Raw genomic sequence first — 21,853 nt, forward strand, 5'->3', positions numbered from 1 at the left:
CTTATTCTCCGAGCGCCGCGGCGAGCAGCGCGTCGTAGCGGTTCTGCGCGCGCAAGATGACGTCGCAGACTTCGCGCACCGCGCCTTGACCGCCACGCGCTTCGGCCACGAAATGCACGCGTTGGATCACTTCCGGATGCGCGTCCGCCGGCGCGGCCGCGAAACCGCAGCGGCGCATCACGGCGAGGTCGGGCCAGTCGTCGCCCATGTAGCCGGCTTCGTCGGCGGCTATTTTGGTCGCGGCGAGCAACCCGGCGAGGGCAACGGTCTTGTCCGCGACGCCCTGATAAAGATGCGTGACGCCCAGTTCCTTCGCGCGCGCCGCGACGATGCCCGACTTGCGGCCCGTGATGATCGCCGTCTGTACCCCGACCGACTGAAGCATCTTCACGCCGTGGCCGTCGAGCGAGTTGAACGATTTCATCGCGTCGCCTTCGGCGGTGAAGAAGAGGCTGCCGTCGGTGAAGACTCCGTCGACATCGAAAATCATGAGCTTCACGCGGCTCGCGCGTTCGATAGCGGACGCGGCGGATGCGTCAGAAGCGGCGGAAGAAGGCGTTTGCGCCATCAGATCACCTTCTTGGAAAAGAGGTCGTGCATGTTCAGCGCGCCGATCAGTGTCGCGTCGGCGTCCACGACCAGCATCTGATTGATACGAAAGCGCTCCATCAGTTCCACGGCTTCGACGGCAAGATGGTCCGGACCGATCGTGCGCGGATTACGCGTCATGACATCGGCGAGTTTCAGCGCGCGGAAATCGCCGTCGCGCTGCAGGATGCGACGCAGGTCGCCGTCCGTGAAGATGCCTTCCACGTGACGATCGCCGTTGATGACCGCCGTCATGCCCATGCGCTTGGCTGTGATCTGAAAGAGCGCGTCCGATACCGTGGCGTCGAGCGAGACGACCGGCACTTCGTCGCCCACGCGCATCACGTCGCGCACATAAGTCAGGAGGCGCCGGCCGAGCGCGCCGCCCGGATGCGAACGCGCGAAATCCTCGGGACCGAAGCCGCGCGCATCGAGCACGGCGACGGCGAGGGCATCGCCCATGGCAAGCGCGGCCGTGGTGCTGGCCGTGGGCGCGAGATTCATGGGACACGCTTCCTTTTCGACGCGCACGTTCAGATGCATGTCCGCAAGTTGCGCGAGGCTGGATTCGGGCCGTCCCGTAATGGCGATGAGTTTTGCGCCAAGACGCTTGATGAGCGGCAAAATAGCGACGAGTTCCTCGGTTTCGCCCGAGTTGGACAACGCGATGAAAATGTCGTCGGCCGTGACCATGCCCAGGTCGCCGTGGCTCGCCTCGGCCGGATGCACGAAGAACGCCGGCGTGCCCGTGCTTGCGAGCGTGGCGGCGAACTTGCGCGCCACGTGTCCCGACTTGCCGATGCCGGACACGACCACGCGCCCGCGGCAGGCAAGCAGCGTTTCGACTGCGTTCGTGAAGTTTTCGTCGAGAAGTTCTGAAAGCCCGCGAACGGCGTCGGCTTCGATCTGGATCACGTCGCGAGCGAGTCCCAGTGCCCGGTCGCCATTGATTTTCGCTATCATGCGCGGAGTATAGCAAAGGCGTTTCTTCGCCGCGCCGCTCAAGGGCGTGACGCGCCGCCGCCTATCCGCCCCCGCAGGCCCCGGCGTCAGGGGCCTTTCCACGACACCGTCGCGCGGCCTTCGCGCGTGCCGGAACGCCGACGAACGAGGACGCTGGACGGATGATTTCTCCGCTCGAAATGACGCTGCTGTTGCTGCTCTGCTCAGTGGCAGGCGTCGTCGTATTTCGCTTTTTCAATTTGCCGCCGATGCTCGGTTATCTGACCGTCGGCATCATCGTGGGTCCGCATGCGGCCGGCATCGCGCCGGATAGCGACCGCGCCCAGCATCTCGCCGAATTCGGCGTGGTGTTCCTGATGTTTTCCATCGGACTCGAATTCTCGCTGTCGAAGCTGCGCTCGATGCGGCGCATCGTGTTCGGACTCGGCGCGAGCCAGGTCGGGGCGACCATCGTGCTTGCGCTGCTGTTCGGGTGGATCGCCAATTTCTGGATTCCGATGTCCTGGCAGGCGAGCTTCGCGCTCGGCGGCGCGTTGTCGATGTCCTCGACCGCGATCGTGAGCAAGCTGCTCGCGGAACGGCTCGAACTCGAATCGGAGCACGGTCGCAACATCTTCGGCGTGTTGCTGTTTCAGGATCTGGCGGTGGTGCCGCTGCTCATCATCATCGCGGCGTTCGGCAACGGCAATTCGTCGCAACTCGCGATGTGGCTCGGCATCGCGGCGATCAAGATCGTGGTCGCGTTGACGGTGCTGCTGTTCATCGGCCAGAAGTTCATGACGCGCTGGTTCGATCTGGTCGCGCGCCGGCGCTCGCAAGAGCTCTTCATGCTGAACCTCTTGCTGGTGACGCTCGGCGCCGCGTTCATCACCGACAAGTTCGGGCTGTCGCTTGCGCTCGGCGCGTTCATCGCGGGCATGTTGATCGCCGAGACACCTTACCGGCATCAGGTGGAAGAGGACATCAAGCCGTTTCGCGACGTGCTGCTCGGGCTTTTCTTCGTGACGACCGGCATGCTCCTGAACCCGCGCGTGATCTGGGAGCATCCGTTTCTCGTGCTCGGCTTTCTGATCCTGCCGATTCTGCTCAAGGCCGTGATGATCACCGGGCTCTCGCGTCTGTTCGGCGCGACGCCGGGCGTCGCCATGCGCACGGGTCTCGGGCTTGCGCAGGCGGGCGAATTCGGCTTCGTGCTGCTGAATCTGATTCTGGATTCGCATCTCGTCGATCCGACCATCCTGCAGGCCATTCTTTCCGCGATGCTGCTGTCCATGCTCGCCGCGCCGTTCATCATCCAGAACGCCGACCGGATCGTGCTGCGGCTGTCGTCGACGGAATGGATGCTGCAATCGCTGCAAATGACGAAGATCGCGACGCAAAGTCTCAAGCAAAGCGGTCACGTGATCATTTGCGGATACGGCCGCGCCGGGCAGAATCTCGCGCGCATGCTGGAGCAGGAAGGCATTTCCTACGTGGCGCTCGACCTCGACCCGGATCGCGTGGCGGCAGCGGCGGCGGCCGGCGAATCGGTCGTGTTCGGCGATGCCGGGCGCCGCGAATCGCTGCTCGCGGCGGGTCTGCATCGCGCGGCGACGGTCGCGATCACTTACGCGAATACGCCATCCGCGATGCGCGTGCTCCACAACATCCACGAACTCGCGCCCACCTTGCCGGTGATCGTGCGTACCGTCGACGACGCCGATCTCGAAAAGCTCACCGCAGCGGGCGCGACGGAAGTGATTCCGGAGATCGTCGAAGGCAGCCTGATGCTGGCGTCGCACACGCTCGTGCTGATGGGCGTGCCGATGCGCCGCGTCGTGCGGCGCGTCGAGGAAATGCGCGACGCGCGCTACAGCATGCTGCGCGGCTACTTTCACGGCGCCGATGACGATGACGACGACGATGGCCACGAGCAGGTGCGGCTACAATCCGTACCGATCGACGAGAAATCGGACGCGGTCGGGCATTCGCTCGACGATCTGGGGCTCGTCGGCAACGGTGTCGAGGTCACCGCGATCCGGCGCCACGGCATCCGGGGCGTCGAACCCGCCCCCGACACCAAGCTGCGCGCGAACGACATCGTCGTCTTGCGCGGCATGCCCGAAGGGCTCGCGCAAGCCGAAGAGCGGCTTTCGCGCAACCGCCGGGCAGCGTAATTTTTTCTCTTCATCGTCAAGGCGGGCGCGGCCTCACAGCGCGGACTTGGAGAAGTCATGTCCTTTACCCCTACGAACGTCACGCCGGACGCCGCGCGTTTCATCAAGGAGCGCGTGCGCACCGTCGAAGACTGGCCGCAGGCCGGCGTGCAGTTTCGCGACATCACGCCCGTCTTGCAGGACCGGCGCGCGCTGCGCACGTTGGTCGACCTGTTCGTGCAGCGTTATATCGATGCAAAACTCGATTCGATCGCCGGTCTCGATGCGCGCGGTTTCATCATCGGGCCGATTCTCGCGTACGAACTGAGCCTGGGTTTCGTGCCGATCCGCAAGAAAGGCAAGCTCCCGTACAAGACGCTCTCACAGTCCTACGAGCTCGAATATGGCAGCGCGACCGTCGAGATTCACGAAGACGCGTGCAAACCGGGCGATCGCATCGTGCTCGTCGACGATCTGGTCGCGACCGGCGGCACCATGATGGCAGGCAAGATTTTGCTGGACCGGCTCGGTGCGGAAGTGGTGGAAGCGGCGGCGATCATCGACTTGCCGGATTTGGGCGGCTCGAAACTGCTGCGTGAAAGCGGCGTGCCGCTTTACATCGTTTGTGAATTCGCGGGGCATTGAGATGCCGAATTTCCTCCTCTTTCTTGCCGCATCGGTGGCGATTACCGTCGCGCCGGGGCCGGACAATCTGCAAGTGCTTGCGCGCGGCATCTCGCAAGGACGGCTTGCGGGCATCGTGGCGGCGCTCGGCTTTGCGTGCGGCGTGATCTTTCACACGACGCTCGCGGCGCTCGGCATTGCGGCGCTCTTGCGCTCGTCGCCGATGGCGTTCGAGGCCGTGAAGCTCGCGGGCGCGGCTTATCTCGTGTGGATCGGCATCAAGGCTTTGCGCAGCCGTGGCATCGCGACCGCGCATGAACGCGCGAGCCAACCGCTTTCGACCGTGTTCCGGCAGAGCGTGATCGGCAACATGCTCAATCCGAAGGTCACGTTGTTCTTTATCGTGTTTCTGCCGCAATTCGTCGATCCGCACGGCGCGCAAAGCGTGATGCTGCAGATGTTCGAACTTGGCGGCGCGTTCATGCTGCAAACGGTCGTGGTGTTCTCGCTCTTCGGCATCGGCGCGGGCATGATCGGTTCGTGGCTCAAGCGCCGTCCGCGCGTGGGCTTGTGGCTGGATCGTGTGGCTGGCGTGACGTTCATCGCGCTCGGGATTCGCGTCGCGTTGAAGGATTGAGGCGGGCGCTTTCGAACGCTCACGAACGCTAACCAGCGCCACGAAGGCTCGTCGAACGCTCACCAGCGCTTTCGAGCGCTCACCAACGCTCAAGCCGCGAGCGCGAAAGCCCAGTCTTCGATTCAATTGGCCGCGCTACAATTTTCGGCCTTTCACGGGCCGCCGAGCCTGCCGGAGCCTTCATGTCCCTGCCTTCGATCGCCGCTGCCCGCCATTTCGACGCCACCCTGCATGTGCCTTTTCTGATCGGCGAGGAGCGCGTCGGCTGGATCCGCGCTTTCGATGTCGCATCGCTCACGCGCTGGCCGAACATCTTCGTAGTCGATGCAACCGCGGTGCGGCTGCATCCATCGCTGAACGACGTCGATGCGCGCACGGCCGCGCTTCACGATGTCATCGACACGCTCGCTCAGCAGGGCAAGATTCCCGGCTGGCGCAACGAAACCTACGCGATTCGCAACGACTTCCAAGCAGCGCCGCTCGCGTTCATCGAACGCGCGGCCTCGCGCTTCTTCGGCACGATGACTTACGCAGTGCATCTGAACGGCATCGTAAAATATCGCGATGGCGCGCCGCGGTTGTGGATCGCGCGCCGCAGCGATACCAAGTCCGTCGATCCCGGCAGGCTCGACAACGTGGTCGCGGGCGGCATCGGCTGGGGTATGGATATCGAGCCGACGCTCGTGAAGGAATGCTGGGAAGAAGCGGGCATGCCGGCCGAACTCGCGTCGACGGCCACGCCCGGCGGCACGCTCCACGTGCTGCAGATGATTCCCGAAGGCACGCAGGCCGAGCAGCTTTTCGTCTACGACATCGAGCTTCCGGACGACTTCACGCCGCAAAATCAGGACGGCGAAGTCGGCGAACATCGCCTGGCGCGCATCGAGGATGTCGCGCGCTGGATCGAGGAAGGCGAATTCACCGTCGATGCGACGCTCGCCACCCTCGATTGCCTGCTGCGCCACCGCTGGATCGACGAGGAAGCGTGCGAAGGCATCGCCGCGCTCTACACGCCGCCATCGCTCTAACAATGATTAAGGAGTAACCGGGTCATGTCGACCGAACATAGTTTCATCCTGAAGTTGTCGTGCCCGGACCGTCCGGGAATCGTGCATGCCGTTTCCGGGTTTCTGTTCAATCTCGGCGCGAACATTCTGGACTCGGCGCAGTTCGGCGACAGCCACACCGGCGAGTTCTTCATGCGCGTGCATTTTCAGGAAGTCGGCGGCGATCCCGGCCTCGATGCGCTGCGCACGTCGTTCGGCGAACTGGCCGACACGTTCGGCATGCGCTGGGAGTTGCACGATGCATCGGTGAAGCCGCGCGTGGTCATCATGGTGTCGAAGATCGGCCACTGTCTGAACGATCTGCTGTTCCGTTATCGCACGGGCCAGTTGCAGGTCGACATCGCGGCTATCGTGTCGAATCACAAGGATTTTTATCAGCTCGCCGCGAGCTACGACATTCCGTTCCATCATCTGCCGCTGCTCAACGGCACGCCGCAGGCGAAGGCCGCGCAGGAAGCGCGCGTGATGGAGATCATCGACCAGAACGATACCGACCTCGTCGTGCTCGCGCGCTACATGCAGATTCTCTCCACCGAAATGTGCGACAAACTCGCGGGCCGCGCGATCAACATTCATCACTCGTTCCTGCCGAGCTTCAAGGGCGCGAAGCCGTACTATCAGGCGTTCGATCGCGGCGTGAAGCTGATCGGCGCGACCGCCCATTACGTGACGTCCGACCTCGACGAAGGGCCGATCATCGAGCAGGAAGTGGAGCGCGTCGATCACAACATGACGCCGGATCAACTGACCGCCATTGGCCGCGATGTCGAATGCGTGACGCTCGCGCGCGCGGTGAAGTGGCATGTGGAGCATCGCGTCGTGCTGAATGGGAGCAAGACGGTGGTGTTCCGGTAAGCATCGCCGTCAAAACGAGAAACCCCGCTGAATTCAAAGATTCAGCGGGGTTTTTTTATGTCGATGCACGCTTCAGACGAGCCGCAAATAAATCAGTTCGCGCTTGATATACGCGTAGAAAATCGGCGCGGCGATTACGCCCGGAAGACCGAACGCGGCTTCCATCGCGAGCATGGCGAGCAGCAGTTCCCACGCGCGCGCCTCGATCTGCCCGCCGATGATGCGCGCGTTCAGGAAATACTCGAGCTTGTGAATGACGATGAGAAAGCCGAGCGACGCCACCGCCGTGCCGAACGAAACCGACAATGAAATCCCGACAATGATGGTGTTGGAAATGAGATTGCCGATTACCGGCAGCAGACCGACGATGAACGTGATCAGCACGAGTGTCTTCGACAGCGGCAAACGCTCGTGAAAGAGCGGCAACGCGACCAGCAAATACAGCGCGGTGAAAACCGCGTTGATCGCCGAAATCTTGATCTGCGCGAAGACGATGCGGCGGAAGGCATCCGAGAAGCGCGACACGCGCGTGACGAGCGCGGTGGATAACGGCAACCGATGCGCCTGCTTCGGCGCTCCGACCGCGATGATCGCGCCAATGATCATGCCGATCAGTATATGCCCGAAGCCGCGCGCCATTTCCTTGCCGCCTTGCTGCAATTGCTCGGCGTGCTTGTGCATGAGGTCGGCGGCGCGGTCTTTCATCTGATCGGCATCGACCGGGAGGTAATTGGCGATCCAATCCGGCACGCGCAGCCTTGCGTGCGACGTGATGCTCATCAACTGATCCAGCAATTTTTGCAGGCTCGGCACGTCTTGCTGGAAGTGCTCGATGATGGCTATCGTCGCGAACGTGAGCCCGCCGATGATGATCGTGGAGATGATGACGACGGACACCAGCCGCGCGCCGCGGCTCATGACGTGCCGCTCGATCACGGGCGCGATCATGTGAACCAGTTGGAACACCAGCATGCCGGCGAGCAGTCCGCCCAACAACTTAAGCTGCAAAACCAGGTACATACCCGCGAACGCCGCCAGATAGCTGCCGATCTCCACGGCGGACAACTTCGGCATGCTCATGTCGCTCGTCAGCCTGACGGGGCGCGCGGGAAGATCCCGTATGCGTCGCTCCTCGTTGGCCGCTTCGTTGCGCTTCGCCATGACTGCGTTCCTTTTCCCTGCTTGCGACGGTTATTCGTGCCGCGTATCGCGGCGCATTTCGAACGGCTATGGCGCGCGGCGCAAGTGGCGCGCCGCAACCATGCTACGCCGCCGACTTGGGCCGTTGCAGCAAGGGTGCCAGATATCTGCCCGTAAAGCTCGCTTTCGATTTCGCGACCTGCTCGGGTGTTCCCTGAGCGATGATCTGGCCGCCGCCCGCGCCGCCTTCCGGACCGAGGTCGATGACCCAATCCGCCGTTTTGATCACGTCGAGATTATGCTCGATGATCACGACCGTGTTGCCCTGATCTCGCAGACGGTGGATCACTTCGAGCAGAAGCGCGATGTCGTGGAAGTGCAGACCGGTCGTCGGTTCATCGAGGATATAAAGAGTCCGACCGGTGTCGCGCTTGCTCAGTTCCAGCGAAAGCTTGACGCGCTGTGCCTCGCCACCCGAAAGCGTGGTCGCCGACTGGCCGAGCCGGATATAACCGAGGCCCACTTCCAGCAGCGTCTTCAGCTTGCGCGCGACGACCGGCACCGGCTTGAAGAACTCGTGCGCGGCTTCCACCGTGAGGTTGAGCACTTCGCTGATGTTCTTACCCTTGTACTGAATGTCGAGCGTTTCGCGGTTGTAGCGCTTGCCGTGGCACACGTCGCAGGGCACATAGACATCCGGCAGAAAGTGCATTTCGACCTTGATGACGCCATCGCCCTGACACGCCTCGCAGCGTCCGCCCTTCACGTTGAACGAAAAACGGCCGGGATCGTAACCGCGCTCCTTCGCGGCCGGCACGCCGGCGAAGAGTTCGCGGATGGGCGTGAACAGTCCGGTATAAGTGGCCGGGTTCGAGCGCGGCGTGCGGCCGATCGGTGATTGATCGACGGCGATCACTTTGTCGAAGTGTTCGAGACCTTCGATGGACTCATACGGCGCGGGCTCGGTCGATGATCCGTACAAATGTTGGGCAACCGCGTGTTGCAACGTGTCGTTGATAAGCGTGGACTTGCCCGAACCCGAGACGCCGGTCACGCAAGTCAGAAGCCCGACGGGCAAATCGAGCGTCACGCGCTTCAGATTATTGCCATACGCCTCGACAATACGAAGCTGCCGCTCGTCCGGCGCGGTCCGCTCGGACGGATAACCGATAGTCCGCTTGCCCGACAAATACTGTCCCGTGATCGAATTCGGGTCTTTCTGCACCTGATTCGGCGTGCCTTGCGCGACGATCACGCCGCCATGCACGCCCGCGCCCGGCCCCATGTCGACGACGTAATCGGCCATGCGGATCATGTCTTCGTCATGCTCGACCACGATCACCGAGTTGCCGATATCGCGCAGATGCTTGAGCGTGGCGATGAGCCGGTCGTTGTCGCGCTGATGCAGGCCGATGGACGGCTCATCGAGCACGTACATCACCCCGGTCAAGCCCGAGCCGATCTGCGACGCGAGCCGGATGCGCTGCGCCTCGCCGCCCGAGAGCGTTTCGGCGCTGCGTTCGAGCGACAGGTAATCGAGCCCGACGTTATTCAGGAACGACAGCCGCGCGACGATTTCCTTGACCACCTTGTCCGCGATCTCACCTTTCGCGCCGTCGAGCCGTAGCGTCTGGAAGTAGCCGAGCGTATCGCGCAACGGCCAGCCGCTGACTTCGTAGATGCCGCGAGCGTCATCGCCGGAACCGACTTTGACGAAACGCGCCTCGCGGCGCAGACGCGTGCCCTCGCAGGCCGGGCACGCCTGATTGTTCTGATACTTCGCCAGTTCCTCGCGCACGGCGGCCGAGTCCGTTTCGCGATAACGACGCTCCAGATTCGGCAGAATGCCTTCGAATGCGTGCTCTCTCACCGAAGCGCGCCCGCGCTCGTTGATGTACGAGAACGGAATGACCTGCTTGCCCGAACCGTACAAAAGCGTCTTGCGCACCTTTTCCGGCAGTTCCTCGAACGGCGCGTCGATGTCGTATTCGTAGAACGCCGCGAGACTTTGCAGCATCTGAAAATAGAACTGATTGCGCCGGTCCCAGCCCTTCACCGCGCCCGCCGCGAGCGAGAGCGAAGGATGCGCGACCACGCGCTTCGGATCGAAAAACGTGATCTGGCCCAAGCCGTCGCATTCCGGGCACGCGCCCATCGGATTGTTGAACGAGAAAAGGCGCGGCTCCAGTTCCGGCAGCGAGTACGAACAGATCGGGCACGCGAACTTCGAGCTGAAGAGCTTTTCGTTTTCGGTATCCATTTCGAGCGCGATCGCGCGGCCATCGGCGAGACGCAGCGCGGTCTCGAACGATTCCGCCAGGCGCTGCTTCATGTCCGGGCGCACTTTAAGCCGGTCGATCACCACGTCGATGGTGTGCTTGTCGTTCTTCTTGAGCTTCGGCAGCGAGTCCACTTCATAGATTTTCGCGACGCCTTCGTTCGCCGTGCCGCCGCCCGAACGAATGCGAAAGCGAATAAAGCCCTGCGCCTGCATCTCTTCGAATAACTCGACGTGCTCGCCCTTGCGATCCACGACGACGGGCGCGAGGATCATCAGCTTGGTTTCCTCGGGCAGCGCGAGCGCGGCATCGACCATCTGCGAGACGCTTTGCGCTTCGAGCGGAATCAGATGATCGGGGCAATAAGGTGTGCCGACGCGCGCAAACAGCAGACGCAGATAATCGTGAATCTCGGTGACGGTGCCGACCGTCGAACGCGGATTATGCGAGGTGGCTTTTTGTTCGATCGAAATGGCCGGTGAGAGGCCTTCGATCAGATCGACATCGGGCTTTTCCATCAGCTGCAGAAATTGCCGCGCGTACGCCGAGAGGCTCTCGACATAGCGGCGCTGACCTTCGGCGTAAAGCGTATCGAATGCCAGCGACGACTTGCCCGACCCGGACAACCCCGTAATCACAATCAGCTTGTGACGCGGCAAGTCGAGATTGACGTTCTTCAAATTGTGGGTGCGAGCCCCACGAATACGAATTTCTTCCACGAGTCTCTTCCGGGTTCTTTCGGGGGTCTGTCGGGCGTCTTTTAGGTCGTGGCGCGGGGTTTCCTGCGACTACCGGACGACAAAGTAAGGGGGCTAAACCTGCTACTATAGCGACTTTTGCAGGGTGCGGCGCCCGTGCCAAAAGGCTCTCGGGGGCTCTCAGGGGCTCTCAAGGCTTCTCGGCGACTTTCCAACGGCTTTTCCGTTTCCCAGGCGCTTTCGCGTTAATGGCCGCAGGTCGTGCGGCGCGCGAGCCGCCGTGTGTCGCATATAGTGCCGTTTCGAGCCAGAACAAGGCGGCCGCGCCGCGCTCCCCACGCGTCAGGCCAGTCGCGACCCTCACCCATTTCCGTTCCTGATGTCCAATCCGTCTGCCACGTCCACACGTTTGTCCGCGCCGGAATTGCGCGCAACCGTGTCGCTCGCCGCGATCTTCGCGCTGCGCATGCTCGGCCTCTTCATGATCATGCCGGTGTTTTCCATTTACGCGAAAACCATCCCTGGCGGCGATGACGTGTTTCTCGTCGGCATAGCGCTCGGCGCTTACGGCGTCACGCAGTCCATGCTCTACATCTTCTATGGCTGGATTTCAGACAAGCTGGGCCGCAAACCCGTGATCGCATTCGGCCTGCTCGTGTTCGCGCTCGGCAGCTTCGTGGCGGCGGCGGGGCACTCCATGGCGTGGATCATCGCCGGACGTGTGATTCAGGGCATGGGCGCGGTGTCGTCGGCGGTGATCGCGTTCATCGCCGATCTAACTGAAGAAGAAAATCGCACCAAGGCCATGGCGATGGTCGGCGCGAGCATCGGCGTCTCGTTCGCGGTCGCTATCGTTGGCGCACCGATCCTGTTCCACTGGGTCGGCATGAGCGGCTTGTTCACGGTGATCGGCGTGCTGTCGATCGTCGCGGTCGGCGTGGTCTTGTGGGTCGTGCCGGACCCGCCCGTGCCGCCGGTTCACGTCAAGGCGCCTTTCGCCGAGGTGCTGCACAACGTCGAGCTGCTGCGTCTGAACTTCGGCGTGCTGGTGCTGCACGCAACCCAAACCGCGCTCTTTCTCGTCGTGCCGCGCATTCTCGAAGCGGGCGGATTACCGGTCGCCTCGCACTGGAAGATTTATCTTCCGGTGATGGGCCTCGCTTTCGTGATGATGGTTCCGGCAATCATCGCCGCCGAGAAGCGCGGCAAGATGAAAGCGGTCATGTTGAGTGCGATTTTTCTTATCCTGATCGGCCAGTTGTTATTAGGCGCGGCTCCCCATACGCTATGGTCTGTGGCCGCGATCCTGTTTGTGTACTTCTTGGGCTTCAACGTGCTGGAGGCGTCGCAACCTTCGCTTGTGTCCAAACTGGCGCCAGGCACCCGCAAGGGCGCGGCCGCCGGGGTGTACAACACGACGCAGTCTATCGGGCTCGCGCTTGGTGGCGTGATCGGCGGCTGGCTGCTCAAGCTGGATGGCCCGAGTGCGGTGTTTTTCTCGTGTTCGGCGCTGGTGCTGGCATGGTTGATCGTCGCGTCGAAAATGAAGGCGCCGCCGCGCAGGGTCGAGCGCGCGGCGTAGCGAATCTGTATTAATCATATTGAGGCAGTGCGATGTTTCCCGTCCTCTTCCCTGGAAGAGGGTTGAACTGATAACGTCGCATAACTGCTAGTGGGCAAGGAATTTACCGGAGAAATCATGGCATCTGTCAACAAGGTCATTCTCGTAGGCAATCTGGGCGCCGACCCGGAAACGCGCTACCTTCCGAGCGGCGACGCCGTGGCCAACATTCGTCTCGCGACGACCGACCGTTACAAGGAAAAGTCGTCTGGCGAGATGAAGGAACTCACGGAGTGGCATCGCGTGGCGTTCTTCGGGCGTCTTGCCGAGATCGTGAACGAGTATTTGAAGAAGGGCTCGTCGGTGTATATCGAAGGGCGCATTCGCACGCGCAAGTGGACCGATCAGGCGGGGCAAGAGCGCTATTCGACCGAGATCGTTGCCGATCAGATGCAAATGCTCGGTGGCCGCGGCGGAGCAGGCGGCGGCGATGACGGCGGCTACAGCCGCAGCGCGCCGATGGAGCGCTCAGGCGGCGGTGGTGGTGGCGGCCGCGCGCCGGCAGGCGGGCGCGCTGCGGGCGGTGGAGCGGGTGGCGGATCGAGCCGTCCGAGCCAACCTGCGGGCGGCGGTTTCGAAGACATGGACGACGATATCCCGTTCTGACGACTCGCAACAAATTTGTTTAAACGCTAAGCCTCCGGCATTAATTGTCGGAGGTTTTTTTTTACCAGAATCGGCAAGGCGCTTTCCGAAATATCGCTTCGAGGCTCTCCGCAATTCCCGCAGCCGTATTACGCTTCCGATTAACCGCGAATATGAGGCTTTATAAGGATCAACGAAGAGTCATGGCGGTGTAATCGGAGTAGTCCTATGGTGCGCGGCTTGTTTGCGTCCTACTTTGATTCATCGAGTTTAGAACGTTTAGTTACTCGCTGCTTTTAGGCATTCATTTATTGATTTCAGATGTTTACTCGATTTTATTGAGTTCGAGCAAACATAACGGAAGAGAGACTTCGTTGATTGCATAAAGCAATAAATGCGTTCTGACCAAAATCTAAAAATCAACAACATCATTTAGAGGGGCGACTTTGAAACTTCGCGTAGTGCTGGCCGACGATCATCCTTTCGTGGTCCTTGGCGTAAAGGCGCTTTTCAAGGCCGACGAGGGGATCGATGTCGTCGGTGAGGCGATAATGCGAGCAGCCTTGTGGTCGAACTCGCGAAGACGCCATGTGACGTGCTTGTCACGGATTTCGCCATGCCTGAGCCTGGGCCGGACGCGCTAGACGGATTACGGCTGATTCGTAGAGTCAGGCAAGAGTGGCCAAGCATCAAAATCGTCGTGCTGACGAGCGTCAGTAATGTCGCGATTCTTCGTTCTATTCTGAATGCCGGTGCCATCGGACTCGTGAATAAGGCGGAGGCTATTGAACTCGTGGCGACTGCTGTGCGCCATGCGGGAATCGATCGCCGTTATGTCAGTGGGTCTTTTGTTACCGCGTTAGCGGAAGCGGGCGCGGAAACCGAGTCATCACCAGAGGAACCGCGGCTTTCGCCCCGGGAAGAAGAAGTCGTTCGTTTGTTCGCCAAGGGTCGCACGATTACCGAAATCGCCAAAGCGTTGAACCGCGATGTGCGCACTATCAGTCGACAGAAGCGAGATGCGATGAACAAGCTCGGAATTAGAAACGACCCGGGTTTGTTCGCGTTTGTACGCGCTCAAGGACTCGGCTGAGTTATCGGTGTGGTGAGTTCGAATTCGGATGCATCTTATGTTTTTTAATGTTTCGGTATCCGATTCTTATCGGTGTCAAGAATGAATTTGAGTTCGCTCAACGCGTGAAGGTTTTAAGTGATGGAATCATTGAATGAAGGTCAAGTGTTCTCGCATGCCAGGAGAATTCGGTTAGCAATAGCGGACGATCATCCGCTCGTCATTCTCGCTATCGAACGGCTGGCTGGGAATTTTCCCAATGTAGAAGTGGTGAGTCGAAGCATCGATTCCACGCAGCTCGACGAGTGTCTGGCACGCGGTGAATGCGACGTGGCCATCGTCGACTTCTTCATGCCGGGGGGGCGCCATGGTGACGGCGTTCAACTCGTGCAGCACATTTCTTCGACTTATCCGAATGTGCACATCGTCGTGCTATCGCGCACCGATAACGCGACGCTCATCAAGCAGGCGCTGGACGCGGGCGCGCACGCGTTCCTCAGCAAAGAGGACCGGCTTGACCTCATCTATGTCGCGATCGTCTCGGTCATTGCCAACGAGACCTATCTCGGACCTGCAATTCGCCGTGCTTTGGCCATTGCGAATACGGAAAGTCACGCTCTGTTCATTCGGCAGAGACTGACTAGCCGGGAAATGGAAGTCATTGAAAACTATGCGCGCGGTGCCAACGTGACTGAGATCGCAAGGAAGCTGGGCCGTAGCGTAAAGACCATCAGCGCTCAGAAATGCGCCGCCATGCGCAAGCTGGATCTGTCCACCGATGCAGATCTGTATCGCTTCGTCGCGGACACGAACCTGATCTGACGCGCGCTTACAAGCAGCTTTGATCGGCCGGCGTAGAGACGCATTGCCCTCGTTAGAAGGGCATGCCGGCTTTTAAAATAAAAGAGACCAATGAAAACAAGAATGCCGCTGAGGGCAATCATCGCCGATGATCACCCGATTGTCGTGAAGGGTATCAAGAGCTATCTCGAACGGGACGGCGCCATCGAAGTAGTGGCGACGGCGCACGACACCCAAGAGCTGGCCGAAGCGCTGGATTCAACTGCTTGTGACTTCGTCTTTTCTGACATTGGAATGCAGGGGATGGAAGGTGAGAGCAGCTCCATCACATTTCTGAGGCGTTTTTCGAGTCGGATCGAGCGGCCGAGGCTGGTCGTCATCACCATGCTTTCACAAGCGCGAATGCTAGCGGGACTCATACGAATGGGCGTCGACGGTGTGGTCGACAAGCGCGACGGACTGGAGTCTCTCGAAACCGCAATTGCGGCCATCAGCGCAGGCAGACGGTTCGCCTCGCCGCTTGCCATAGATGCGTTGAGCAGCCTTCCAGAAACCATGCCCGCATGTGTCGGCGTATTGAGCCGGCGCGAGTGGGAAGTGTTTCGGCTGTATGCCAGTGGAATGGTGGTGCACGAGATTGCAAGCCGATTTGGACGAAGCAGTAAAACCATTGCTACTCAGAAACGCAGTGGCATGCGGAAGCTGGGCCTAAGTTCGGAGGCCGATCTCGTCGAGTATTTCAGGCAGGTGGGCCTCGTCTGACTGAAGTGAACGGTTGGCGTCATCAGAATTATTTAAGACGGTTCCGATGTCTGCGCCAACGGATGCGTATCAGACTTTACTGTTCGACGGCGCCAGCGACAGCCTGTGTTGCGGCGTACGCAAGATTTCCCATGCGGTGTCCTCTCAACGACGCCGACTTCTACCTTTGAGAGATTCGATTTGAGTTCCGTCGTCGTGCGTTGCTGGTTCCTGCTCGTCGTGCTCCTGTCACCGTATTGCACGGAGGTGCGCGCGGATAGTGTCGCGTCTGACGCGCGCGCGACCGCGGCTGAAATCTCGCCCGCCAGAGAAAGCATTCCGCCTATCGACGCGGATGCCTTCATGTTTCGCGCTAACGACGCGCTCTCGAACGTTTATGTCTCGGCAGCGCCGTCCCGTGTTCTGAGCGTTACCGCACTGCGCCTGCTGCCTGCACTCATTGGCGTGCTGGCCGTTTTGATCGTCACGCTTCGTGCGTTCGTCCTGTTGCAGCGGGAAATGCGAAAGCGTCTCACCATCGAACAGCAACTCGCGACGCAGTTGAGCTTCCAGCAGACCATGATGGAAGTCGTGCCGTATCCGCTTGTCGCGAAGGACATGGACAATCGCTACGTCGCGGTCAACCGTGCGTTCGAGGAGGCCCTGGGCGTTCGCAGAACGGATATCGTCGGACAGACGGCGCTCGAAGTGGGCGCGTGGGGAGCAAAGCACAGCCGTTTGCTGCACGATCTCTCCGGTTGCACGCTCGCCACGGGCAAGCGTCAGGAAGTCGAGGCCGAGTTCTTCGACGAGTTCGGCAGATCGCGCTACGGCCTCTTTTGGACCGGTGCATTTCTGGCACCGGACGGCGAGCGAGCAGGCGTAGTCGGCACGATGATCGACATTACCGATATTCGCGACGCCGAGATGCACGCCCGTCGCACGGAACGGCGCCTGCACGATGTTACACGCTCGCTTCCCGCTGTCGTCTTCCAACTGCGGCGTGCGCGCGATGGCGCTTACAGCCTTCCGTATATCGACGGCGACACGCGGCAACTGCTTGGCCTCGATCTTGGAGCGTTGGCTAACGATCCGCTCAAGGTATTGCGTCAAGTCAACTCCGAGGACGGCGTGCGCCTGCTGGCGGAAATCGAGCGGTCATCGCTCACGCTCGAGCCCTTGCATACAGAATTTCGAGCCGTCGTCGGCGGCGTGACGCGCTGGTTTCGCGCAGACCTCGTCGCTCATTGCGAAGACGACGGCGCCGTGGTCTGGAGCGGATATTGGGTGGATGCGAGCGTCGAGCACGCGCGCGCTGAAGAGCTTGCGCGGGCGAGAGATATCGCGGAAGCCGCATCGAGAGCGAAGGACGATTTTCTCGCCATGATGAGCCACGAAATCCGCACGCCTATGAACGGCGTTCTGGGTCTCGTCGAAGTGTTCGAAAATACGCCGCTCAATCCGGATCAGTCGCAAATGCTCGGCATGATTCAGGATTCAGCCAGCGCTTTACTTCAGATTCTCGACGATCTCCTGGACTATTCGAAGATCGAAGCAGGCCGTCTGACGATCGAGCCGACCGCGATCGATTTGCGCGAACTCGTCGATAGCGCCGTCGGCTTGCTGGCGGGCAGGGCACACGAAAAGGGCTTGCGAGTGCGAGTCAATGTCGCGCCGGAAGTGGCGGCTACCGTGCAGGGCGACAGCGTGCGTCTGAGGCAGATCATCTTCAACCTGATGAGCAACGCGATCAAGTTCACCAGCGCTGGTGAAGTCGCCGTGCACGTACGGGAAGTGGGATCGACGGATTCCACTCAGCTGCTCGAACTCTGCGTGAAGGACACGGGCATTGGTATCGCGTCCGAAGCGCAGGCGAGTCTCTTCGAGCCGTTCGTGCAAGCGGAAAAGTCCACTACTCGACGCTTCGGCGGTACGGGCCTCGGACTGACTATCGTCAATCGGCTCGTGGATTTGATGGGTGGCACACTAACGTTGCAGAGCGAAGTAGGCGTCGGCACATCCATGACGCTTCGCCTCGAACTGCCGGTCGAGACTTTGCAGTATCAGATCGACGGCTTGCGCGGCCGGCGAGGCATCGTGGCGATCGACGAAGAGCGCGTCGCCGACGCGTTGGTGAACTACGGACAGGCGCTCGGTCTGGTGCTTCAGCGCATTCCATCGGATAGCCCGAGCCTGATGCTTCCGGAGACGTTCGAAGGCGTCGATATCGTATTTCTGAGCGATACGCACAAGGACAAGCTGCCGTTCGGCTCCCGCGTCATTCACGCGACGGAAAAGCCGAAGCCAACGGGTTATCGAATTCTCGAAGACGATATTCGCGTCAGCATCAATCCCATCTCTTGGCGAGGGCTTGGCGCTGCCTGCGTCGCGGCCTTGACCGGCATGCCGCAGATTGCGGCGCGCGCGACAATGGGCCTCGAACCGAAGAAGGAAGCGCCCGACCGCGAGGATGCTTTGCGCAACGGCAGGCTCGTGCTCGTGGCGGAGGATCATCCCGTTAATCAGGAGTTGATTCGCCACCAGCTTTCGTTGCTCGGGTTCGCCTGCGATGTCGTGCAGGATGGCGTCGAGGCGCTTGCGGCGCTCGAACAGACGCATTACGGCTTTCTGATCACGGACTGCCATATGCCGAACATGACCGGCTACGAGCTGACGAGACGCGTGCGCGCCAACGAAGCGGGAACAGCGGTCCGACTGCCGATTCTCGGTATCACCGCTAGCACGGCGGCCGAGGAGCGCACCATGTGCCGCGACGCGGGTATGGACGATTGCCTCATCAAACCCACTCGGCTCGCGACGCTGCGCGAGCATCTTAACCGGTGGTGGTTGAAGGACACGGTCGCGCCTGAGCCGGAAGGACGGGCAGTCGGCGACGCCGAAGCAAGGCACGCGGAAGAAGACGAAATCGACCTTGGCGCGATGGCGCAACTTTGGGGCAGCGAGGCGACCGTCAAGGCGCTTCTCGATGCCTTCGTATCCTCGTTCCGCGACGATCTCGCCGCGCTCGAACCACTGCTTGCACGCGGCACGGTGGAACACTTGCGCGAATGGCATCATCGCGTGTCTGGGGCGGCGAGCGTCTTGCAGTATCGGCCGCTGCTGGACGCGCTGGAAACATTTAGGCGTGACTTGTCGAGTAAGCCACTTGCAATGCGTCGACGGGACGGAAATCTGTTGATCGTTCGCTGCAGGCAATTGCTCGAGCGCATAGAGGCGCAAGGCGCCGAGCTCGTTTAAGCGGTCGGATCACTCAAAGCGCGACGCGAATCAAACCGCGTCGCGCTTTTTTCTTTTAGTCGGAAAGACTGGCCGCGCCGATATCGGACGTCGCTCGGTCGCGGAAATGCGTCAGCGCAAAGTCGACGAATGAACGCGTCTTAGCCGATACGTGTCTGCGTCCCGGATAAACGATCGACACTTCCTTGTCCGCGTCGTTGAGCGTGTAGGCCGGCAGCAAGCGCACGAGCGCGCCCGCTTCGACGTCCTGCCGGACATAGCTCTCGGGCAATACGGCAATGCCCATTCCCAATATCGCCGCCTGCCGCAACATGGGTGAACTGTTCACCGTGTACGACGGGTCGATCGACACTTCCTCGCGCGAACCCGTCGGACTGGTGAATGACCACTTCGATCCGTGAATATCCGTGGACGGCGCGAGAAACTCGTGTTTGACGAGAGCGGCGGGCCGCGCCGGCATGCCGCGGCGGGCGAGATAGTCGGGCGATGCGACGAGTGCCGCGGCGACCTTGAAAAGCGGCCGGTTGATGAGCGTGCCGCTATTGACGAGATGCGGCACGACGATGCCGACATCGAAGCCTTCATCGACGAGATCGACCGGCCGATGGAGCAGCGTAAGACTGAGCTTCACGCTCGGATAGCGATCGCGATAAGCGCGCAACATGGGCGTGAGTTCGAGCAAGGAAAACGATGCCGATGCAACGAGCTTGAGTGTTCCGGATGGATCGACTGAACTGTTCGCTACTGATGCCTCGATATTCTCGACGTGTTCGATCACTGTTCGGCAGCCATCGGCGTATTCCTTGCCCGCTTCGGTCAGCGACACGCTTCGTGTCGTTCGATTCAGCAAGCGGGTATTGAGATGCGCTTCGAGTAGTGAGACATAGCGCGTGACCACGGCGTTCGAAAGATCGAGCGCTGCGGCCGCGCGGCCAAAAGAAGATGTCTCCGCGACTTTGAGGAAGACGCGCATCGCCTGTAATTGGTTCATGAGCGGATGGCCTGGCGAAAGCGTGAACTGCGGGTGATCGGTGCGAAGTTAGCAAGGGCAGGAGTGCCGCCTCGCGTGCGCGATGTTACGTAGCCCGATACATCTTGTGAATAGGATGACTCCGATGTCTTCTCGCTGTCGCTCGTCAGCCACTGTCGCATGTGTGCAACGATGCTGCGCCTGGTCCATCTCGTTAAAGAAAAAGCATTCGGGTAAGTACCAGATGCGTAAGCGTTAAGTCATATTGAAATTCCATTTTTCGATTTATTCGAAAGACCTTTTGCTCGTTCCTTGGTGGTCTCTGCAAAAAGCTGCGCCATACACTTTGGGCTGCCGAATATCGGTGTGAGGCTTTCTCCGGGGCTTCGATCCCAGATGTGCCGCGCCGCGGCCTTAAGCAACTCATCGAGTCTCGTGACTCAATCAAAGGAATTCGCATGAAAAAGAATCTTATCGGAGCCGCAGTGGCCGCTCTGGCTGCATCGTTCGCCACGGCTGCAAGCGCACAAAGCAGCGTCACGCTGTACGGCACGGTAGACGCAGGTTTCACGTTCGTGAACAACGTGCGTTCGGCACAGGGTTCGGACTACAACAAGGCAAGCGCATGGGGCGTCACTGGCAACAACGTGCAAGACAGCCGTTGGGGCCTGACGGGCGCTGAAGATCTGGGCAACGGCATGAAGGCAGTCTTCAGGCTGGAAAGCGGCTTCAACCCGGCAGACGGTAGCGGCGCCGGTGCTGCCCGTCAGTCGTATGTCGGCATCTCGACGAACCAAGGCACGGTAACGTTGGGTCGTCAGAACGACTCCGTGGCTGACTACCTCGGTCCTTTGAGCGCAACTGGCACCTTCGGCGGCACGTACTTCGCGCATCCGGACAATCTGGATAACCTGGACGGCAACAACTTCCGTCTCAGCAACTCGGTCAAGTTCCAGAGCGCCAACTATGCTGGTCTGACGTTCGGCGGCGAGTACGGCTTCTCGAACTCGGCAGGCAGCTTCGCGGCGAATCGCGCGTACAGCCTGGGTGCTGGCTACGCTAACGGCCCGATCAAGGCTGGCATTGCATACACGCAAGCAAATGGCATCAACAGCAACAACGCTGGCGCCATCAACGGTGCTACGGTCGTTCCGCATGTCGTCGGTGACGCTTTTGTAGCAGCCGGTCAGCCGGCAGAGGCCGCAGAAGCCGCATTCGGCACGATCCGTCAACGTACGTTCGGCGCAGGCGCCAGCTACTCGACGAATGCTATGCAATTCGGCCTCCTGTGGACGCAAGTTCGTCAAGACGGCAGCAACTTCGACGCTACGGCCGTCACGAACAACTACGAAGCAAACGCTCGTTACGCTCTGACGCCGGCGCTGTCGCTGGGTGCGGCCTACACGTTCACCAACCAGAAGCTCGGTGCCGCAGGCGAATCGACGCGCGTTCGCTATCACCAGTTCGGCTTGCAGACCGACTACGCGTTGTCCAAGCGTACGGACGTCTACGCTGAAGGCGTGATGCAAATTGCAAGCGGTCTGCCGGAAAACGAATACCCGTCGGCTCAAATCAGCGGTGCAGCAGCATCGTCGAGCAGCCGTCAGGTTCTCGTGACGGCTGGTATCCGTCACCGCTTCTAAAGCGGGCTCAGTTGTAAGCAGTAGCTAGCTAGCAGTAGAAAGAAAAGGGCGCCGCGCGGCGGCCGGGTTGGATTCGCGCGCGCGACCCCCGTACGCTGGCAAAAAAAGATCAACCCAAATCTCTACCAATTCGATCCCGTAACCGCATCAAAGATATGAAAACTTAGCGCGTGGCC

Annotated in this window: 17 protein-coding genes; 12 read left to right on the forward strand and 5 right to left on the reverse strand. The window is 60.6% G+C overall.

Annotated elements, in window-relative coordinates; all coding sequences use genetic code 11:
• Position 1 precedes the first annotated feature (1 nt).
• Complete coding sequence (locus NCT04_RS01625; protein WP_250462864.1) at positions 2–568, reverse strand: KdsC family phosphatase; 567 nt, start codon at positions 566–568, stop codon at positions 2–4.
• A complete protein-coding gene (gene kdsD, locus NCT04_RS01630) occupies positions 568–1,551 on the reverse strand; it encodes an arabinose 5-phosphate isomerase KdsD (protein ID WP_244826927.1) in 984 nt (327 codons plus the stop codon). The genes NCT04_RS01625 and kdsD overlap by 1 nt, the downstream gene beginning before the upstream one ends.
• Before the next feature lie 161 nt (positions 1,552–1,712).
• Between kdsD and NCT04_RS01635 the strand changes: the two genes are divergently transcribed.
• The 5 genes from NCT04_RS01635 (at position 1,713) to purU (ending at position 6,869) form a co-directional block, all read left to right on the forward strand.
• Entirely contained in the window at positions 1,713–3,707 is a 1,995-nt protein-coding gene (locus NCT04_RS01635; protein WP_250462867.1) for a monovalent cation:proton antiporter family protein, read from the forward strand.
• A 57-nt stretch (positions 3,708–3,764) separates the two neighbouring features.
• The gene (locus tag NCT04_RS01640; protein ID WP_250462870.1) at positions 3,765–4,331 is read left to right on the forward strand and encodes an adenine phosphoribosyltransferase; all 567 of its coding nucleotides are present in this window, start codon (positions 3,765–3,767) and stop codon (positions 4,329–4,331) included.
• A gap of 1 nt (position 4,332) precedes the next feature.
• A complete protein-coding gene (locus NCT04_RS01645; RefSeq protein WP_250462873.1) occupies positions 4,333–4,947 on the forward strand; it encodes a LysE family translocator in 615 nt (204 codons plus the stop codon).
• 182 nt (positions 4,948–5,129) lie between these two features.
• The gene (locus NCT04_RS01650) at positions 5,130–5,975 is read left to right on the forward strand and encodes an NUDIX hydrolase (protein WP_250462876.1); all 846 of its coding nucleotides are present in this window, start codon (positions 5,130–5,132) and stop codon (positions 5,973–5,975) included.
• Between the two features lie 24 nt (positions 5,976–5,999).
• The gene (gene purU, locus NCT04_RS01655; protein ID WP_250462879.1) at positions 6,000–6,869 is read left to right on the forward strand and encodes a formyltetrahydrofolate deformylase; all 870 of its coding nucleotides are present in this window, start codon (positions 6,000–6,002) and stop codon (positions 6,867–6,869) included.
• Between the two features lie 72 nt (positions 6,870–6,941).
• Here the strand turns inward: purU and NCT04_RS01660 are convergent, their stop codons facing one another.
• Both NCT04_RS01660 and uvrA read right to left on the reverse strand, forming a co-directional pair.
• Positions 6,942–8,030, reverse strand: a complete 1,089-nt coding sequence (locus NCT04_RS01660) for an AI-2E family transporter (protein WP_244826933.1) — start codon at positions 8,028–8,030, stop codon at positions 6,942–6,944.
• A gap of 103 nt (positions 8,031–8,133) precedes the next feature.
• A complete protein-coding gene (gene uvrA, locus NCT04_RS01665; RefSeq protein WP_250462882.1) occupies positions 8,134–11,007 on the reverse strand; it encodes an excinuclease ABC subunit UvrA in 2,874 nt (957 codons plus the stop codon).
• A gap of 358 nt (positions 11,008–11,365) precedes the next feature.
• On the opposite strand from uvrA, the gene NCT04_RS01670 reads away from it, so the two are divergent.
• The 6 genes from NCT04_RS01670 (at position 11,366) to NCT04_RS01695 (ending at position 19,064) form a co-directional block, all read left to right on the forward strand.
• Entirely contained in the window at positions 11,366–12,568 is a 1,203-nt protein-coding gene (locus NCT04_RS01670) for an MFS transporter (RefSeq protein ID WP_250462885.1), read from the forward strand.
• 117 nt (positions 12,569–12,685) lie between these two features.
• Entirely contained in the window at positions 12,686–13,213 is a 528-nt protein-coding gene (locus tag NCT04_RS01675; RefSeq protein ID WP_244826936.1) for a single-stranded DNA-binding protein, read from the forward strand.
• Between the two features lie 544 nt (positions 13,214–13,757).
• Positions 13,758–14,285, forward strand: a complete 528-nt coding sequence (locus NCT04_RS34610; RefSeq protein WP_250462888.1) for a response regulator — start codon at positions 13,758–13,760, stop codon at positions 14,283–14,285.
• A gap of 120 nt (positions 14,286–14,405) precedes the next feature.
• Complete coding sequence (locus tag NCT04_RS01685) at positions 14,406–15,086, forward strand: response regulator (RefSeq protein WP_250462906.1); 681 nt, start codon at positions 14,406–14,408, stop codon at positions 15,084–15,086.
• A gap of 90 nt (positions 15,087–15,176) precedes the next feature.
• Positions 15,177–15,827, forward strand: a complete 651-nt coding sequence (locus tag NCT04_RS01690) for a response regulator (protein ID WP_250462890.1) — start codon at positions 15,177–15,179, stop codon at positions 15,825–15,827.
• Between the two features lie 180 nt (positions 15,828–16,007).
• Positions 16,008–19,064, forward strand: coding sequence for an ATP-binding protein (locus tag NCT04_RS01695; RefSeq protein ID WP_350029988.1), 3,057 nt, complete (start codon positions 16,008–16,010; stop codon positions 19,062–19,064).
• Positions 19,065–19,119: 55 nt separating this feature from the next.
• On the opposite strand, the gene NCT04_RS01700 is transcribed toward NCT04_RS01695, so the two are convergent.
• Positions 19,120–20,055: a LysR family transcriptional regulator gene (locus NCT04_RS01700; protein WP_250462892.1), complete on the reverse strand. Its 936-nt coding sequence runs from the start codon at positions 20,053–20,055 to the stop codon at positions 19,120–19,122.
• Between the two features lie 437 nt (positions 20,056–20,492).
• Between NCT04_RS01700 and NCT04_RS01705 the strand changes: the two genes are divergently transcribed.
• Entirely contained in the window at positions 20,493–21,677 is a 1,185-nt protein-coding gene (locus tag NCT04_RS01705) for a porin (protein WP_250462894.1), read from the forward strand.
• Positions 21,678–21,853 lie beyond the last annotated feature (176 nt).

Source organism: Caballeronia sp. GAFFF2, assembly GCF_023631485.1.
Lineage (GTDB): Bacteria > Pseudomonadota > Gammaproteobacteria > Burkholderiales > Burkholderiaceae > Caballeronia.

What these genes read in the sequence shown, in the direction of transcription:
- NCT04_RS01625 (WP_250462864.1), bottom strand. Translation starts at nt 568, where the DNA reads ATGGCGCAAACGCCTTCTTCCGCCGCTTCTGACGCATCCGCCGCGTCC.
- kdsD (WP_244826927.1), bottom strand. Translation starts at nt 1,551, where the DNA reads ATGATAGCGAAAATCAATGGCGACCGGGCACTGGGACTCGCTCGCGAC.
- NCT04_RS01635 (WP_250462867.1), top strand. Translation starts at nt 1,713, where the DNA reads ATGATTTCTCCGCTCGAAATGACGCTGCTGTTGCTGCTCTGCTCAGTG.
- NCT04_RS01640 (WP_250462870.1), top strand. Translation starts at nt 3,765, where the DNA reads ATGTCCTTTACCCCTACGAACGTCACGCCGGACGCCGCGCGTTTCATC.
- NCT04_RS01645 (WP_250462873.1), top strand. Translation starts at nt 4,333, where the DNA reads ATGCCGAATTTCCTCCTCTTTCTTGCCGCATCGGTGGCGATTACCGTC.
- NCT04_RS01650 (WP_250462876.1), top strand. Translation starts at nt 5,130, where the DNA reads ATGTCCCTGCCTTCGATCGCCGCTGCCCGCCATTTCGACGCCACCCTG.
- purU (WP_250462879.1), top strand. Translation starts at nt 6,000, where the DNA reads ATGTCGACCGAACATAGTTTCATCCTGAAGTTGTCGTGCCCGGACCGT.
- NCT04_RS01660 (WP_244826933.1), bottom strand. Translation starts at nt 8,030, where the DNA reads ATGGCGAAGCGCAACGAAGCGGCCAACGAGGAGCGACGCATACGGGAT.
- NCT04_RS01670 (WP_250462885.1), top strand. Translation starts at nt 11,366, where the DNA reads ATGTCCAATCCGTCTGCCACGTCCACACGTTTGTCCGCGCCGGAATTG.
- NCT04_RS01675 (WP_244826936.1), top strand. Translation starts at nt 12,686, where the DNA reads ATGGCATCTGTCAACAAGGTCATTCTCGTAGGCAATCTGGGCGCCGAC.
- NCT04_RS01685 (WP_250462906.1), top strand. Translation starts at nt 14,406, where the DNA reads ATGGAATCATTGAATGAAGGTCAAGTGTTCTCGCATGCCAGGAGAATT.
- NCT04_RS01690 (WP_250462890.1), top strand. Translation starts at nt 15,177, where the DNA reads ATGAAAACAAGAATGCCGCTGAGGGCAATCATCGCCGATGATCACCCG.
- NCT04_RS01700 (WP_250462892.1), bottom strand. Translation starts at nt 20,055, where the DNA reads ATGAACCAATTACAGGCGATGCGCGTCTTCCTCAAAGTCGCGGAGACA.
- NCT04_RS01705 (WP_250462894.1), top strand. Translation starts at nt 20,493, where the DNA reads ATGAAAAAGAATCTTATCGGAGCCGCAGTGGCCGCTCTGGCTGCATCG.